Origin of the sequence: Fulvimonas soli (assembly GCF_003148905.1) — a bacterium.
GTDB classification, from domain to species: domain Bacteria; phylum Pseudomonadota; class Gammaproteobacteria; order Xanthomonadales; family Rhodanobacteraceae; genus Fulvimonas; species Fulvimonas soli.
On sequence record NZ_QGHC01000003.1, the window covers coordinates 328,675 to 343,569 of the forward strand.

General features: G+C 69.5%; 12 protein-coding genes and 2 tRNA genes. 2 read left to right on the top strand and 12 right to left on the bottom strand.

Annotation, left to right across the window (positions count from 1 at the left end):
- Position 1: 1 nt before the first annotated feature.
- The 6 genes from pheT to thrS all read right to left on the bottom strand — a co-directional run bounded on the left by pheT (position 2) and on the right by thrS (position 7,310).
- Positions 2 to 2,380: a phenylalanine--tRNA ligase subunit beta gene (gene pheT, locus C7456_RS05420; RefSeq protein ID WP_109722734.1), complete on the bottom strand. Its 2,379-nt coding sequence runs from the start codon at positions 2,378 to 2,380 to the stop codon at positions 2 to 4.
- Positions 2,381 to 2,495: 115 nt separating this feature from the next.
- Complete coding sequence (gene pheS / locus C7456_RS05425; protein ID WP_109722735.1) at positions 2,496 to 3,491, bottom strand: phenylalanine--tRNA ligase subunit alpha; 996 nt, start codon at positions 3,489 to 3,491, stop codon at positions 2,496 to 2,498.
- A 279-nt stretch (positions 3,492 to 3,770) separates the two neighbouring features.
- A complete protein-coding gene (rplT, locus tag C7456_RS05430) occupies positions 3,771 to 4,130 on the bottom strand; it encodes a 50S ribosomal protein L20 (RefSeq protein WP_109722736.1) in 360 nt (119 codons plus the stop codon).
- Between the two features lie 18 nt (positions 4,131 to 4,148).
- A complete protein-coding gene (gene rpmI / locus C7456_RS05435) occupies positions 4,149 to 4,346 on the bottom strand; it encodes a 50S ribosomal protein L35 (protein ID WP_036114929.1) in 198 nt (65 codons plus the stop codon).
- A 495-nt stretch (positions 4,347 to 4,841) separates the two neighbouring features.
- Positions 4,842 to 5,366 carry a translation initiation factor IF-3 gene (gene infC / locus C7456_RS05440; protein WP_342767293.1) on the bottom strand — a complete coding sequence of 175 codons (525 nt, stop codon included), beginning with the start codon at positions 5,364 to 5,366 and terminating at the stop codon, positions 4,842 to 4,844.
- A 42-nt stretch (positions 5,367 to 5,408) separates the two neighbouring features.
- A complete protein-coding gene (gene thrS, locus C7456_RS05445) occupies positions 5,409 to 7,310 on the bottom strand; it encodes a threonine--tRNA ligase (protein ID WP_109722738.1) in 1,902 nt (633 codons plus the stop codon).
- Positions 7,311 to 7,616: 306 nt separating this feature from the next.
- On the opposite strand from thrS, the gene C7456_RS05450 reads away from it, so the two are divergent.
- Positions 7,617 to 8,639, top strand: a complete 1,023-nt coding sequence (locus C7456_RS05450) for an NAD-dependent epimerase (RefSeq protein WP_109722739.1) — start codon at positions 7,617 to 7,619, stop codon at positions 8,637 to 8,639.
- A 243-nt stretch (positions 8,640 to 8,882) separates the two neighbouring features.
- On the opposite strand, the gene C7456_RS05455 is transcribed toward C7456_RS05450, so the two are convergent.
- From C7456_RS05455 to uvrB, 4 genes are all read right to left on the bottom strand, one after another.
- A complete protein-coding gene (locus tag C7456_RS05455; protein WP_109722802.1) occupies positions 8,883 to 9,332 on the bottom strand; it encodes a CopD family protein in 450 nt (149 codons plus the stop codon).
- Between the two features lie 74 nt (positions 9,333 to 9,406).
- On the bottom strand, positions 9,407 to 10,234 hold the full coding sequence (locus C7456_RS05460; protein WP_109722740.1) for a hypothetical protein: 828 nt from the start codon (positions 10,232 to 10,234) through the stop codon (positions 9,407 to 9,409).
- Positions 10,235 to 10,400: 166 nt separating this feature from the next.
- Positions 10,401 to 10,475 (bottom strand) — tRNA-Val (locus C7456_RS05465).
- A 73-nt stretch (positions 10,476 to 10,548) separates the two neighbouring features.
- On the bottom strand, positions 10,549 to 12,576 hold the full coding sequence (gene uvrB, locus C7456_RS05470; RefSeq protein ID WP_109722741.1) for an excinuclease ABC subunit UvrB: 2,028 nt from the start codon (positions 12,574 to 12,576) through the stop codon (positions 10,549 to 10,551).
- 149 nt (positions 12,577 to 12,725) lie between these two features.
- Between uvrB and C7456_RS05475 the strand changes: the two genes are divergently transcribed.
- Positions 12,726 to 13,253, top strand: a complete 528-nt coding sequence (locus C7456_RS05475; protein ID WP_109722742.1) for a GspH/FimT family pseudopilin — start codon at positions 12,726 to 12,728, stop codon at positions 13,251 to 13,253.
- Between the two features lie 42 nt (positions 13,254 to 13,295).
- Here C7456_RS05475 and C7456_RS05480 read toward each other — a convergent pair.
- Positions 13,296 to 13,372, bottom strand: a tRNA-Asn gene (locus tag C7456_RS05480).
- A gap of 68 nt (positions 13,373 to 13,440) precedes the next feature.
- The gene (gene ppnN / locus C7456_RS05485; protein WP_109722743.1) at positions 13,441 to 14,844 is read right to left on the bottom strand and encodes a nucleotide 5'-monophosphate nucleosidase PpnN; all 1,404 of its coding nucleotides are present in this window, start codon (positions 14,842 to 14,844) and stop codon (positions 13,441 to 13,443) included.
- Positions 14,845 to 14,895 lie beyond the last annotated feature (51 nt).

Sequence of the window (14,895 nt, forward strand, 5' to 3'; positions counted from 1 at the left end):
CTCAACCTCGCAACCTTGCCTTGCATGCCGTCTCCAACGCCGTGACCGCCTCGCGCACACAACGGTCCGCGTCGTCGTCGGTAAGCGTGCGTGAAGCGTCCTGCAAAATCAAGCCCATAGCGAGACTCTTGCGTCCGGATTCGATCCCCTTGCCGCTGTAGCGGTCGAACAGCCGCAATTCGCACAGCACGCCGCCGAGCTTGCCCCGCACCACCTGCTCGATCTGTGACCAGCTCACCTCTTCCGGAAGCTCCACCGCGATGTCGCGGCGCACCAGCGGGAAGCGCGGCACCGGCTGCGCCCGGGGCAGGCGGCGGGCCAGCAGCGGTTCCAGCGCCAGCTCCAGCACGTGCACGTCCGGGCCCAGGTCCAGCGCCCTGGCCAGCTGCGGATGCAGCGCGCCGAGGTAGCCCGCCGTCACGCCGTCGCGCGCCACCCGGGCGCCGCGCCCGGGGTGCAGCCAGGGCGGCAGGCCGTCGGCATGCACCGACCAGCGCCCCGGCTCGCCGCCCCAGGCGATCAGCGCGTCCAGCTCGCCCTTGAGGTCGTAGAAGTCCAGCGGGCGCGCGGCCTCGCCCCACTGCTCGGCGCGCGCCGCGCCGCAGGCGGCGATCGCCAGGCTGGGCGTCTCCACCGGCGGGTCGCCCGCGCCGAACACCCGGGCCACCTCGAACAGCCGCACCCGCTCCTGCTGGCGCGCGCGGTTGTGCCGCAGCGCCTCCACCAGGCCCGGCAGCAGCGAGGGGCGCATCACCGCCAGGTCCGCCGAGAGCGGGTTGGCCAGCGGCACCAGGCCACCGGCGAAACCCCAGCGCGCCAGCAGTTCCTCCGGCACGAAGGAAAGGTTGACCGCCTCGTAGTAGCCGCGGGCCGCCAATTGCTCGCGCAGGGCCAGCTCGCCGATGCGCGCCTCCGGCTCGACGGCGAGCCTCAGCGCGCCGGCCGGCGTGTGGGTGGGGATGTTGTCGTAGCCGTGGATGCGCGCGACCTCCTCGATCAGGTCCTCCTCGCGCTCGATGTCGAAGCGCCGGCTGGGCGCGGTGATGCGCCAGCCCTCGCCCGTCGCCTCCACGTGCATGCCCAGCGCGGTGAAGATGCGCACCACCTCGGCATCCGGCACCGCCACGCCCAGCACGCGCGCCAGGCGCGCGCGGCGCAGCGCGACCGGCTGCGGCACGGGCAGGTCCTGCGCGCGCTCGGCGGCCAGCACCGGGCCGGCCCGGCCGCCGGCGATCGCCAGCAGCAGCTCGGTCGCCCGCTCCAGCGCGCGCCGCGGCAGCTCGGGATCGACGCCGCGCTCGAAGCGGTGCGAGGCGTCGGTGTGCAGGCCGAGCCTGCGCGCGCGGCCCATGATCGCCGCCGGCGCGAAGTGCGCCGCCTCCAGGAACACGTCGCGGGTGGCGTCGGTGACGCGCGAGTCGTGGCCGCCCATCACGCCGGCCACCGCCAGCGCCTTGCGCTCGTCGGCGATCACCACGAAGCCCTCGTCGAGCTTCGCCTCGCTGCCGTCGAGCAGCTTCAGCGCCTCGCCGGCGCGGGCATGACGCACCACCACGTCGCCCTCCAGCGCGCCGTTGTCGAAGGCGTGCAGCGGCTGGCCCAGCTCCAGCATCACGTAGTTGGTGATGTCGACCACCGCGCCGATGGGCCGCAGGCCCGCGCGGCGCAGGCGCTCGGCCAGCCACAGCGGCGTGCGCGCGGCCGGGTCGATGCCCTCGACGACGCGGCCGAGGTAGCGCGGCGCGTCGGCCCCGGCCTCGAGGCGGATGCCGCGGCGCGCCCCGGACGCCACCGGCGCGGGCGCCTGCCCGCCCGCCTTCACGTGGCTGCCGAACAGCGCCGCCACGTCGTGCGCCAGGCCGAGCAGGCCCAGGCAGTCGGGACGGTTGGGGGTGAGCTTGAGCTCGATGCTGGCGTCGGGCAGGCCCAGGTAGTCGGCCAGCGGCGCGCCCACCGGCGCGTCGGCCGGCAGTTCCAGCAGGCCGGAGGCGTCGGCGTCGATGCCCAGCTCCTTGGCCGAGCAGAGCATGCCCAAGGATTCCACCCCGCGCAGCTTCGCCGCCTTGATCGAGACGCCGCCCGGCAGCGTGGCGCCGACCGTCGCCAGCGGCGCCTTCAGGCCGACGCGCGCGTTCGGCGCGCCGCACACGATCTGCAGCGGCGCGCTCTGCCCCGCGTCCACCTTGCACACCTTGAGGCGGTCGGCCTCGGGGTGCTTCTCGGCGGCGACGATCTCGGCCACCACCACGCCGGCCAGGCCCTCGCCCAACGCGGTCAGCTCTTCCACTTCCAGCCCCGCCATGGTCAGCGCGTGGGCCAGTTGCGCGCGGTCGGCCTGGATCTCGACCAGTTCGCGCAGCCAGTTTTCGGAGAATTTCATGTTCGGCTCACTTGGATTGATGCGAGGGGCGAGGGACGAGTAGCGAGGGCGCGACGACCGATTGCCACGACGTTCGGGCCTGCACCCTCGCTACTCGTCCCTCGCCCCTTTCCACTCACGCAAACTGCCCGAGGAACCGCAGGTCGTTCTCGAAGAACGCGCGCAGGTCGGCCACGCCGTAGCGCAGCATGGCGAAGCGCTCCACGCCGAGGCCGAAGGCGAAGCCGGTGTAGCGCTCCGGGTCGATGCCGCAGTTCTTCAGCACGTTCGGATGCACCATGCCGCAGCCGAGCACCTCCAGCCAGCGCGACTGGCCGTCGCCGGCCTCCCAGCGGATGTCCACCTCGGCCGAGGGCTCGGTGAAGGGGAAGTAGCTGGGGCGGAAGCGCATCTCGAAGTCGCGCTCGAAGAACGCGCGCACGAACTCGGCCAGCGTGCCCTTGAGGTCGGCGAAGCTGGAGGTCTCGTCCACCAGCAGGCCCTCGATCTGGTGGAACATCGGCGAGTGGGTCTGGTCCGAGTCGCTGCGGTAGACCTTGCCCGGCGCGATGATGCGGATCGGCGGCTGGCGGCCGGCCATCGCGCGGATCTGCACCGGCGAGGTGTGCGTGCGCAGCAGGCGCCCGTCGCCGAAGTAGAAGGTGTCGTGCATGGCGCGCGCCGGGTGGTGCGGCGGGAAGTTCAGCGCCTCGAAGTTGTGCCAGTCGTCCTCGATCTCCGGGCCGTCGGCGCGCTGGTAGCCCAGCCGCGCGAAGATCGCCGCGATGCGCTCCAGCGCGCGGGTGACCGGGTGGATGCCGCCGCGCCCGCCGTCGCGGCCGGGCAGCGTCACGTCGAGCCGCTCGGAGGCCAGCCGGCGGTCCAGCTCGGCCTGCTCCAGCGCCGCCTTGCGCACGGCCAGGGCGTCGGCGAGCCGCTCCTTGACGCGGTTCACCTCGGCGCCGCGCGCCCTGCGCTCCTCCGGCGCCAGCGTGCCGAGCGCCTTCAGCGCGGCGGTGACGACGCCGCTCTTGCCCAGCAGGCCCACGCGCAGCGCGTCGAGCGCTTCCAGCGTGTCGGCCTTCTCGATGTCCGCCAGCGCCTGGCTTGCGCGGCTGTCCAGATCGTCCATCGGTGCGATTCCCGCCTTGGCTTCCAGCTCCCCCTCCCCTCCGGGGAGAGGGTCGGGGTGAGGAGCCGCTCTTGCGTTGCTGCCGCAATCGAAGTGGCTTTTGATGAAGTCCAAGGCAAGCCCTGGCCCCTCACCTCAATCCTCTCCCCGAAGGGGAGAGGAAGCGAACGCGAAAAGCGACGTCATTAAACAAAAACGGGGAGAAGGCGTCGGCCTTCTCCCCGCACTTAATTTGTGCCTTCATCCATGAAGGCGCAAGCACCTTGGCTTGCACACAAATTACGCCGCCAGGCTGGCCTTCGCCTTCTCCGCGATCGCGCCGAACGCCTTGATGTCGTGCACGGCGATGTCCGCCAGCACCTTGCGGTCGACCACGATGCCGGCCTTGTTCAGGCCGTTGATGAGGCGGCTGTAGGACAGGCCGAACTGGCGCGCCGCGGCGTTGATGCGCACGATCCACAGGGCGCGGAACTGGCGCTTCTTCTGCTTGCGGCCGATGTAGGCGTACTGGCCGGCCTTGATGACGGCCTGGTTGGCGGCGCGGAAAATCTTGCGGCGGGCGTTGTAGTAGCCCTTCGCGCGGCCGATGATCTTCTTGTGACGACGACGGGCGGTAACGCCACGCTTCACACGAGCCATGGTGGTCTCCTCCTCGCCTTACAGGTACGGCAGCATGCGCGCCACACCCTTGGTGTCGCACGCCTTGACGTGGTTGGGAGCGCGCAGGCCGCGCTTACGCTTGGTCGACTTCTTGGTCAGGATGTGCGACTTGAAGGCGTGACCGGCCTTGAACTTGCCGGAAGCGGTCTTGCGAAAACGCTTCGCCGCCGCCCGGTTGGTCTTGATCTTGGGCATGGGAATGCTCCGTATTCGGTTTCCGACTGATCCGGCGGCGGCCGCGGGCCGCGCTTTCCATCCTGCCGCGATCGGTTCACGACCCTTCCTGGCGGGCCGAACCGGCGATTATAGGGAGGAGTGCGGGGTTTTGCCAGCCTTGGGCGAGGCGGGGCAGGCAGGGCCGCCCGTGGCAACGGGCTGGAGGCGGTAGGTGCCGGGTGAGCTCCGCCCCCATTTCCCGCGGGACGCACTCCCTCCCGGCAAGACGGGTTGGACAGGGGGCCCGCGGCTTTCAGGCACGGCCGACAGCCTCGGGAAAGGCGCTGGGTGACCAGCCCTTCGGCTGTTGAAAAGCGCCTTCTGCTTTCGCGGGAAAGACGGGGGCCTGATTGAGGCTTTTCGCGGGGGTGGCCCCCTCACCCCGGCCCTCTCCCTGGAGGGGAGAGGGAGCAACAGCTGGCGGCGGGACGGCCAAGGCAAGAAAAAGCGGCCCGGGGCCGCTCTTTCCGAAAGCTACTTCTTCTTGGGGCCGATCATCATCACCATCTGGCGCCCTTCCAGGCGCGGGAAGGACTCGACCACGCCGTTCTCGCCGACGTCCTCCTGGATCTTCTTGGCCAGGTTCTGGCCCAGGTCCTGGTGGGACATCTCGCGGCCGCGGAAGCGGATGGTGACCTTGACCTTGTCGCCCTCCTCCAGGAAGCGGAGCATGTTGCGCAGCTTGATCTGGTAGTCGCCCACGTCCGTGACCGGACGGAACTTCACTTCCTTGATCTCGATCTGCTTCTGCTTGCGCTTGGCGGCCTGGGCCTTCTTCTGGGCTTCGAACTTGAACTTGCCGTAGTCCATGATGCGGCAGACCGGCGGGTCGCCGTTCGGCTGGATCTCGACCAGGTCGAGCCCGAATTCCTCGGCCGCGCGCAGTGCCTCGTCGCGACTGAGAATGCCGAGCTGCTCCGAATCCGGCCCGATCACGCGCACGCGCGGGACGCGGATTTCATGGTTGCGGCGATTGCCCTTGGTGTCGGTGGTGGCGATACCACTATCCTCCAGAAGTGTTGCTTGATATGGCCGGCCCGCTCAGCGGCGGGTCTCGGCCTCCAGGCGCCCGATGAAGTCGGCCAGCGGCATGCTGCCCAGGTCTTCACCCGAACGTGTACGCACGGAAACGGCCCCCGCCTCCTTCTCGCGATCACCGACGACCAGCAGGTAGGGCACTTTCTGCAACGTATGTTCGCGGATTTTATAGCCGACCTTCTCGTTGCGCAAATCGGCCTGCACGCGGAAGCCTTTGTCGACAAGGGCTTGCGCGACCTGGCGGACATAATCGGCCTGCGCGTCGGTGATCGAGAACACCGCCGCCTGCACCGGCGCCAGCCAGGCCGGCAGCAGGCCGGCATGGTGCTCGATCAGGATGCCGATGAAGCGCTCCATCGAGCCCACGATGGCCCGGTGCAGCATCACCGGGTGGCGGCGCTGGCTGTGCTCGTCCACGTACTCGGCGCCCAGCCGCTCGGGCATCATGAAGTCCACCTGCATGGTGCCGACCTGCCAGGCGCGGCCGATCGAGTCCTTCATGTGGTACTCGATCTTGGGGCCGTAGAAGGCGCCCTCGCCCGGCAGCTCCTCCCACGCGACGCCGGCCGAGCGCAGCGCGGCGCGCAGCGCCTCCTCGGCCTTGTCCCACACCTCGTCCGAGCCGATGCGCTTGTCCGGGCGCAGCGCGATCTTCAGCGCGATGTCGTCGAAGCCGAAGTCGGCGTAGACCTGCATCGCCTGCCGGTGGAAGGCGGTGACCTCCGGCTCGATCTGCTCGGGCGTGCAGAACACGTGGCCGTCGTCCTGGGTGAACGCGCGCACGCGCATGATGCCGTGCAGCGCGCCGGACGGCTCGTTGCGGTGGCAGCCGCCGAACTCGCCGTAGCGGATCGGCAGGTCGCGGTAGCTGTGCAGGCCGGCGTTGAAGATCTGCACGTGGCCGGGGCAGTTCATCGGCTTGAGCGCGTAGGTGCGCTTCTCCGACTCGGTGAAGAACATGTTCTCGGCGTAGTTGTCCCAGTGGCCGGACTTCTTCCACAGCGAGACGTCGAGCACCTGCGGGCAGCGCACCTCCTGGTAGCCGCTCTTCCTGTACACGTTGCGCATGTACTGCTCGACCTGCTGCCAGATCGCCCAGCCCTTCGGGTGCCAGAACACCATGCCCGGGCCTTCCTCCTGCTGGTGGAACAGGTCGAGCTGCTTGCCGATCTTGCGGTGGTCGCGCTTCTCGGCCTCCTCCAGCTGGTGCAGGTAGGCCTTCAGGTCCTTGTCGCTGAGCCAGGCGGTGCCGTAGATGCGCGTGAGCATCGCGTTGCTGGAGTCGCCGCGCCAGTACGCGCCGGCCACCTTCATCAGCTTGAACGCGCGCAGCTTGCCGGTGTTGGGCACGTGCGGGCCGCGGCACAGGTCGGTGAACTCGCCCTGCGTGTACAGCGACAGCTCCTCGCCGGCCGGGATCGACTCGATGATCTCGGCCTTGTATTCCTCGCCGAGGCCGCGGAAGAAGGCGATCGCCTCGTCGCGCGACTTCACGCTGCGCGTCACCGGCAGCGCCTCCTTGACGATCTTCTCCATCTCCGCCTGGATCTTCTCCAGGTCCTCGGGGGTGAAGGGGCGCTCGTAGGCGAAGTCGTAGTAGAAGCCGTTGTCGATCACCGGGCCGATGGTGACCTGCGCGCCGGGGTACAGGCGCTGCACCGCCTGCGCCAGCAGGTGCGCGGTGGAGTGGCGCAGGATGTCCAGCGCCTCCGGGCTCTTCTCGGTGACGATCTCGACGCGGGCGTCGTGGTCGATGGCGTAGCTGGCGTCCACCAGCCGGCCGTCCACCTTGCCGGCCAGGGTCGCCTTGGCCAGGCCGGCGCCGATGGAGGCGGCCACGTCCTGCACCGTGACGGGGTGGTCGAAGGGCTTCTTGCTGCCGTCGGGTAGCGTGATCTCGATCATGGTTCGTGCCTGTTGCGTCGCGTCGCCGGGACGCCGCTTTCTTCTCGATGTGGAATCCGTCCGTGGCTCGCCCGGACGGCGGGCAAAAATAAAGGGCGCCACGCGCCCTCTGCCGGAAGCCTAAGGCGTGGCGGGTCAGGTTGGGAGCAGGGTAGTCGCCATGTCGCACGCTCGACCGGCGCTTACGCGCGGGCCACCTCGTCGCGGATTCGTCGGGGAACCTAGTGTAGCCCAGGACGGCCTGTCAATTCAGCGCGCCGGCCGGCGATAGAATGGCGGCCCCCTTCCCCGCCCCGGACACGACCCATGCGCATCCTCGTCACCGGCACCGCCGGCTTCATCGGCGCCGCCCTGGCCGAACGGCTGCTGGCGCGGGGCGACGAGGTGTACGGCCTCGACAACCACAACGACTACTACGATCCGGCGCTGAAGGAGGCCCGCCTGGCCCGCTTCGCCGACCACCCGCGCTACACCCACCTGCGCGCCGACCTGGCCGACGCGGCGGCGGTGAACCGCGCCTTCGCCGAGTTCCGGCCGCAGCGCGTGGCCAACCTGGCCGCGCAGGCCGGCGTGCGCTACTCGCTGAAGAACCCGCAGGCCTACGTGCAGAGCAACCTGGTCGGCTTCGGCAACGTCCTGGAGGCCTGCCGGCACGGCGCGGTCGAGCACCTGGTGTACGCCTCCTCCAGCTCGGTCTACGGCGCCAACCGCAAGCTGCCCTTCGCGGTGGAGGACGCGGTGGACCACCCGGTGAGCCTGTACGCCGCCACCAAGAAGGCCAACGAGCTGATGGCGCACAGCTACAGCCACCTGTACGGCCTGCCCACCACCGGCCTGCGCTTCTTCACCGTGTACGGGCCGTGGGGCCGCCCGGACATGTCGCCGATGCTGTTCGCCGACCGCATCAGCCGCGGCGAGCCGATCGACGTGTTCAATTTCGGCCACCACAGCCGCGACTTCACCTACATCGACGACATCGTCGAGGGCGTGGTCCGCACGCTGGACCACGTGGCCCGGCCCGACCCGGGCTACGACGCCGAGCGGCCCAGCCCCGGCACCTCGTCGGCGCCGTACCGGGTCTACAACATCGGCAACGACCAGCCGGTGCAGCTGCTGCGCTTCATCGAGCTGCTGGAAGGGAACCTCGGCCGCACGGTGGAAAAGAACCTGCTGCCGATGCAGCCCGGCGACGTGCCCGACACCTGGGCCGACGTCTCGGCGCTGCGCCGCGACGTGGGCTACGCGCCCGATACGCCCATCGAGGAAGGCGTGGCGCGCTTCGTGGCCTGGTACCGGGGGTATTACGGGAAGCGAGTGGAGAGGCAATGAAGCAAGGGGCGCCCGGAACCGCCCTCGCTTCTCACCACCCGCTCCCGCTCTCAGGACCGTCGTTCATGGCCCCAGCCATCCCACACGCGAAACGTCATCCCAGCGCAGGCCGGGATCCAGCGTCGTTAGGGGTTGGGGAGAAGTCACTGGATGACCAGCCCTTCGGCTGTTGAAAAGCGCCTCCTGCTTTCGCAGGAATGACGAGGGGATGGCCGGATCGACGGGCAGGTCGTGAATGGGTGCTCAAAACGGCTTGGCCAGCACCAGGTAGATCACGCCAAGCAGGAACAGCAGCGGCACCTCGTTGAGCCAGCGCAGCGCCCGCGCCGAGGGCAGCGCGCCGCCGCGCTCGCTGCGCTTGAGCAGCCGACCCGCCCACACGAAGTAGACCAGCAGCAAGGCCACCAGGGTCAGCTTGGCGTCGATCCAGTGCAGCCCCGCAGTGACGTTGGGCAGCTTCGCGGGAAGGACCCGCCAGCCCTGCCACAGCGCCAGTCCGAGCAGGAAGGCGATGCCGAACATGTTGTGGCCGAACTTGTACAGCCGGCGCCCCATCAGCTGCAGGCGGGCCTGCACCGCCGGCTCCCCTTGCGCCTCGGCCAGGTTCACCAGGATGCGCGGCAGGTAGAACACCGTGGCCATCCAGGCGATCACGAACAGCAGGTGGAAGGTCTTGATCCACAGGTAGAGCATCGCCGGCATCCGCAGGAGTGGGTGCCGGCGATTCTGGCAGCAAACCGCGCGCGCTCAAACCGCCGCGGCGGCGGTCAGAAGCGCGCCCGCAGGTAGAGCGCCGGGCCGTCGGACTTCAGGTCGAGTCTGGCGGTGGCGTCGTCGTACTTCTTGTTGAGGTGCAGGCGCGAGGCCGAATACTCCAGGGCGAAGCCGACGTTCCGCCACGGGAACCACTCGACGCCCAGCGAGGCGTTCCAGATGTGGCCGTTCAGGTCGCCGCCGTTCTTCTTGACGCCGGACACGTCGGCGTACATGCGCCACTGGTCGTCGAAGGCGTGCCGCCAGCCCAGCGTGAGCATCGGCGCCCACTCGCTGTCGTCGTAGCCGGCCGAGGCGGAAGCGCTCTCGTCGCCCGCGTAGGCGGTGCCGCGGACGCGGAAGTCCACCTTGTAGTAGGCCGCGCCCAGGCCCACGCCGAACACGTCGCTCTCGTGGCCGAACCACCACTTGTAGGAAGCCGAGCCGAAGTCGTAGTTGACCGTGCCCTTGATGTGCGCCCCCACGCCCGTGCCCAGCGCGGGGATCGGCTGGTAATAGTTGCCGGTGCGGTCGCGGTGGATCTGGTAGTAGTCGAAGGAAAAGCCCTGGCTGTCGCCGAGCAGGAAGTCCGCCCGCACGCGCGGGTCGAGGCTGTGCTTCTTCAGCCCGAGGTCGTCCTCGAAATTGAGCTTGCCGTCGAGGCCCTCGTAGGCACCGCGGCCGTGCGCGGACAGGGTGGTGTCGTTGTTGGAATAGTAGCCGCCCAGCCACAGGCTGACGCGGTCGAGCGCGGGCGACTGCTGCGCCGCGGCGGCGGTGCTGGCGATGCCGAGCGTAACGGCGACGGCGACGGCGGAAGGACGGCGGGGGAACGTCGGCATGGGGCGGCCTCGTGGTCGGTTTCTCGAAGTCGCCACTATCGCGGCCACGGAGTCGGCCATCCGTGAACGGCCCGCGCCCGCGCGTGGACGCGCGCTTGACGCACGTGATGCCGGCGTGGGGCCGCAAACGCGAAGGCCACCCGACGGGTGGCCTTCGCAATCGAGCTGGTGGGCGGTACAAGGATCGAACTTGTGACCCCTTCCATGTCAAGGAAGTGCTCTACCGCTGAGCTAACCGCCCCTGCAGAAACCGCGCGGGCCTGCCGCGCGAGCCGCGCAGTATACGCGGGCGCCCGCCGGCCGGCAACTTCCGGTCAGCGCAGGGCCTTCTCGCGCAGCTGGTGGATCTGGTCGCGCAGCCGCGCCGCCTGCTCGAACTCCAGGTTCTGCGCGTGCTTGTACATCTGCGCCTCCAGCCTCCTGATGGCGGCGGCGGCCTGGGCCGGGTCGAGCGCCTCGTAGCCGGCGGCCGCCTCGGCCACCGCCCGGGCGCCCCCGCGTGCGCCCTTGCCGGCGCGCCCGCGCGCGGGCGCCTCGCTGCGCGCGCCCTCCATGATGTCGGCGATGCGCCGCACCACCGTCTGCGGGGTGATGCCGTGGGCCTGGTTCCAGGCGATCTGCTTCTCGCGGCGGCGGTTGGTCTCGTCGATCGCGGCTTGCATCGAGCGGGTCACCTCGTCGGCGTAGAGGATGGCCTTGCCGCGCACGTTGCGCGCCGCGCGGCCGATGGTCTGGATCAGCGAGCCGGTGGAGCGCAGGAAGCCCTCCTTGTCGGCGTCCAGGATCGCCACCAGCGACACCTCGGGCATGTCCAGGCCCTCGCGCAGCAGGTTGATGCCCACCAGCACGTCGAACTCGCCCAGGCGCAGGTCGCGGATGATCTCCGTGCGCTCCACCGTCTCGATGTCCGAGTGCAGGTAGCGCACCTTCACGTCGTGCTCGGCCAGGTAGTCGGTGAGGTTCTCGGCCATGCGCTTGGTCAGCGTGGTGACCAGCACGCGGTCGCCCATCGCGATGCGCTTCTTCGCCTCGCCGAGCAGGTCGTCCACCTGGGTGCGCACCGGGCGCACCTCCACCTCCGGGTCGACCAGGCCGGTCGGGCGCACCACCAGCTCGACCACCGCGTCGCCGGATTTCTGCAGCTCGTACTCCCGCGGCGTGGCGGAGACGTAGATGGTGCGCGGCGCGCGTTGCTCCCATTCCTCGAAGCGCAGCGGGCGGTTGTCCATCGCCGAGGGCAGGCGGAAGCCGAACTCCACCAGCGTCTCCTTGCGCGAGCGGTCGCCCTTGTACATGGCGCCCAGCTGCGGCACGGTGACGTGCGACTCGTCCACCACCAGCAGCGCATCCGGCGGCAGGTAGTCGAACAGGGTCGGCGGCGGCTCGCCGGGCGCGCGCCGGGTGAGGTGGCGCGAGTAGTTCTCGATGCCCTGGCAGTAGCCGACCTCGGCCATCATCTCGATGTCGAAGCGGGTGCGCTGGTCCAGCCGCTGCGCCTCCACCAGCTTGTTGTCGCGGTAGAGCTGCTCCAGCCGCTCGGCCAGCTCCAGCTTGATCGTCTCGATGGCGTTGAGCACGCTCTCGCGCGTGCTGGCGTAGTGCGTGCGCGGGTAGACCGTGTAGCGCTGCACCTTGCGCAGCGTCTCGCCGGTGAGCGGGTCGAACAGCGCCAGGTTCTCGATCTCGCCATCGAACAGCTCGATGCGCAGCGCCTCGGTCTCGTTCTCCGCCGGGAACACGTCGATCACCTCGCCGCGCACGCGGTAGGTGCCGCGGTGCAGCTCCATCTCGTTGCGGGTGTACTGCAGCTCGGTGAGCTGGCGGAGCAGCTGGCGCTGGTCCATGCGCTCGCCGATCGACAGGATCAGGCGCAGGCTGAGGTAGTCCTCCGGATCGCCCAGGCCGTAGATCGCCGAGACGGTGGCCACGATCAGCGCGTCCCGGCGCGAGAGCAGCGCCTTGGTCGCGGCCAGGCGCATCTGCTCGATGTGGTCGTTGATCGAGGCGTCCTTCTCGATGTAGGTATCCGAGGCCACCACGTAGGCCTCGGGCTGGTAGTAGTCGTAGTAGCTGACGAAGTACTCCACCGCGTTGTGCGGGAAGAACTCCTTGAACTCGCCATACAGCTGCGCCGCCAGCGTCTTGTTCGGCGCCAGCACGATGGTCGGGCGCTGGATGCGCTCGATCACGTTGGCGATGGTGAAGGTCTTGCCCGAGCCGGTGACGCCGAGCAGGGTCTGCGCCGCCAGGCCGGCCTCGAAGCCCTCGGTCAGGCGCTCGATCGCCTGCGGCTGGTCGCCGGACGGCTTGTAGGGGGCGACGAGCTGGAAACGGTCGGTCATGTCGGCGGATATGCGGGCACGGGACTGCAGTTTAAATCGCCCTGCTGACACCTCCTGTCAGCAGACACCCACACATCCTCGACGCCTCGGCCGCTCCAGGGCAACCGCGGCGGCGCCTAGCATCCCCGCACCGCACAGGGAGAAGTGCCATGCGCCGGGGATACGGACCGTCCCGCCCGCCACGCGGGCTGACCCTGATCGAACAGCTGATGGCGCTGGCCATCGCCGCCGTGCTGGCCTGCGTGGCCGCGCCGCCGATGCTCTCGCTGGCCGGCCGCTACCGGCGGCAGTCCGCGCAGTCGGACCTGGTCGCCGCGCTCGGCTACGCCCGCGAGGCGGCCGTGCGCCGCCAGCGCCCGGTGCTCGTCTGCCCCAGCCGGGACGGCCGCCAATGCAGCGAGGACACGCGGTGGGAAGGCGGCTGGCTGCTGGGCGAGGACCGCGACCACGACGGCCAGGTCGACGAAGCGCTGCGCGTCGGGCAGGGCTATGCCGGCATCGTCATCCGCAGCACGGCCGGGCGGCGCAGCGTGCGCTTCCGGCCCGACGGCAGCGCCGCGGGCAGCAACCTGACCCTGCTGTTCTGCCCGGCCGGATCGGCGCAGGCCGACTCGCGGGTGATCGTCTCCAACGCGGGCCGGATCCGCACCGAGCGCACGGCGGAAAGCTGCCTGTAGCGCCCATGAAAAAGGCCCCGCATCGCTGCGAGGCCTCGAAGATGGCGCCCGATGTTGGACTCGAACCAACGACCCCCTGATTAACAGTCAAGTGCTCTAACCAGCTGAGCTAATCGGGCGGGGTGAGTTGGATAGTTTGAATAGTGGCCCCTGGCCTGTCAAGCCGACGGCGCCTGCCCCGGCCCGCTCAGGCGCCGGTGAGCACCCGGTAGCAGGGCACGTAGGCCGTGCCGCCCGGCAGCTTCATCCGCTGCTGGTCGACGAAGGCCTGCAGCAGGCTGTCCAGCGCGCGCATGATCGCCGGGTCGCCGTCGATCTCGAACGGGCCGTACTGCTCGATCGCGCGCACGCCCTCCTCCTTCACGTTGCCGGCGACGATGCCGGAGAAGGCGCGCCGCAGGTCGGCGGCCAGCTCGTGGCGTGGGCGGTCGCGGTGGATGGCCAGGCCGCGCATCGCCTCGTGGGTGGGACGGAACGGCAGCTGGAACGCATAGGGAATGTTGAGCGCCCAGTTGAAGAAGAAGGCGTCCTTGTTGTCCAGGCGGTAGTTGCGCACCTTGTCGACGCCCTTGACCATCGACCGCGCCACCGCCGCCGGATCGTCGACGACGATCTGGTAGTGCTGGGCCACCTCGTCGCCCAGGGCCAGCCGCAGGAAGCGGTCGATCTGCTCGAAATACCCCGCCGACTGCGTCGGTCCGGTGAAGATCAGCGGGAACGGCACGCCGGCGTTGTCCGGGTGCAGCAGGATGCCGAGCAGGTAGAGGATCTCCTCCGCCGTGCCCACGCCGCCGGGGAACACGATGATGCCGTGGCCCGTGCGCACGAACGCCTCCAGGCGCTTCTCGATGTCCGGCATGATCACCAGCTGGTTGACGATCGGGTTGGGCGATTCGGCGGCGATGATGCCCGGCTCGGTGATGCCGATGTAGCGGTTGCTGCGCCGGCGCTGCTTGGCGTGCGCGATGGTGGCGCCCTTCATCGGGCCCTTCATCGCCCCCGGACCGCAGCCGGTGCAGATGTCCATGCCGCGCAGGCCGAGCTGGTAGCCCACCTGCTTGGTGTACTCGTACTCGTCGCGCGAGATCGAGTGGCCGCCCCAGCACACTACCAGGTTGGGATCGATCTGCGGTTTGAGGATGCGCGCATTGCGCAGGATCTCGAACACCGCGTGGGTGATGCCCACCGAGTCGTCCAGGTCGAACGTGCCCTGCTGCAGCTGGTTGGACACGTAGACGATGTCGCGCACCACCGCCACCAGCAGCTCGTTGATGCCGCGGATGATCTGGCCGTCGACGAAGGCCTGCGCCGGCGCGTGGCTCAGCTCGATCTTGATGCCGCGGTCCTGCTGCAGCACCTGGATGTCGAAGTCGGGATACTGCTCGAACATCGAGCGCGGATCGTCGCTGATGCTGCCCGAGGTGAGCACCGCCAGCGCGCAGCGGCGCAGCAGCGCGTGCAGACCGGAGCCGCTGGCGTCGCGCAGCCTCGCCACCTCGTTGCGCGAGAGGATGTCCAGGCCGCCGGCGGGCGAGATGCGCGCGCTGACCGTGGCCGCCTTGCCGGCCACGCCGGCGCGAATAGCGTTCATTCGGATGAATCTCCTGCCGCTGACGGTGCCGCTGCCTCATGCAGGGCCGTG

Coding starts and splice junctions, on each gene's coding strand:
- pheT (WP_109722734.1), bottom strand. CDS start 2,380: ATGAAATTCTCCGAAAACTGGCTGCGCGAACTGGTCGAGATCCAGGCC.
- pheS (WP_109722735.1), bottom strand. CDS start 3,491: ATGGACGATCTGGACAGCCGCGCAAGCCAGGCGCTGGCGGACATCGAG.
- rplT (WP_109722736.1), bottom strand. CDS start 4,130: ATGGCTCGTGTGAAGCGTGGCGTTACCGCCCGTCGTCGTCACAAGAAG.
- rpmI (WP_036114929.1), bottom strand. CDS start 4,346: ATGCCCAAGATCAAGACCAACCGGGCGGCGGCGAAGCGTTTTCGCAAG.
- thrS (WP_109722738.1), bottom strand. CDS start 7,310: ATGATCGAGATCACGCTACCCGACGGCAGCAAGAAGCCCTTCGACCAC.
- C7456_RS05450 (WP_109722739.1), top strand. CDS start 7,617: ATGCGCATCCTCGTCACCGGCACCGCCGGCTTCATCGGCGCCGCCCTG.
- C7456_RS05455 (WP_109722802.1), bottom strand. CDS start 9,332: ATGCTCTACCTGTGGATCAAGACCTTCCACCTGCTGTTCGTGATCGCC.
- C7456_RS05460 (WP_109722740.1), bottom strand. CDS start 10,234: ATGCCGACGTTCCCCCGCCGTCCTTCCGCCGTCGCCGTCGCCGTTACG.
- uvrB (WP_109722741.1), bottom strand. CDS start 12,576: ATGACCGACCGTTTCCAGCTCGTCGCCCCCTACAAGCCGTCCGGCGAC.
- C7456_RS05475 (WP_109722742.1), top strand. CDS start 12,726: ATGCGCCGGGGATACGGACCGTCCCGCCCGCCACGCGGGCTGACCCTG.
- ppnN (WP_109722743.1), bottom strand. CDS start 14,844: ATGAACGCTATTCGCGCCGGCGTGGCCGGCAAGGCGGCCACGGTCAGC.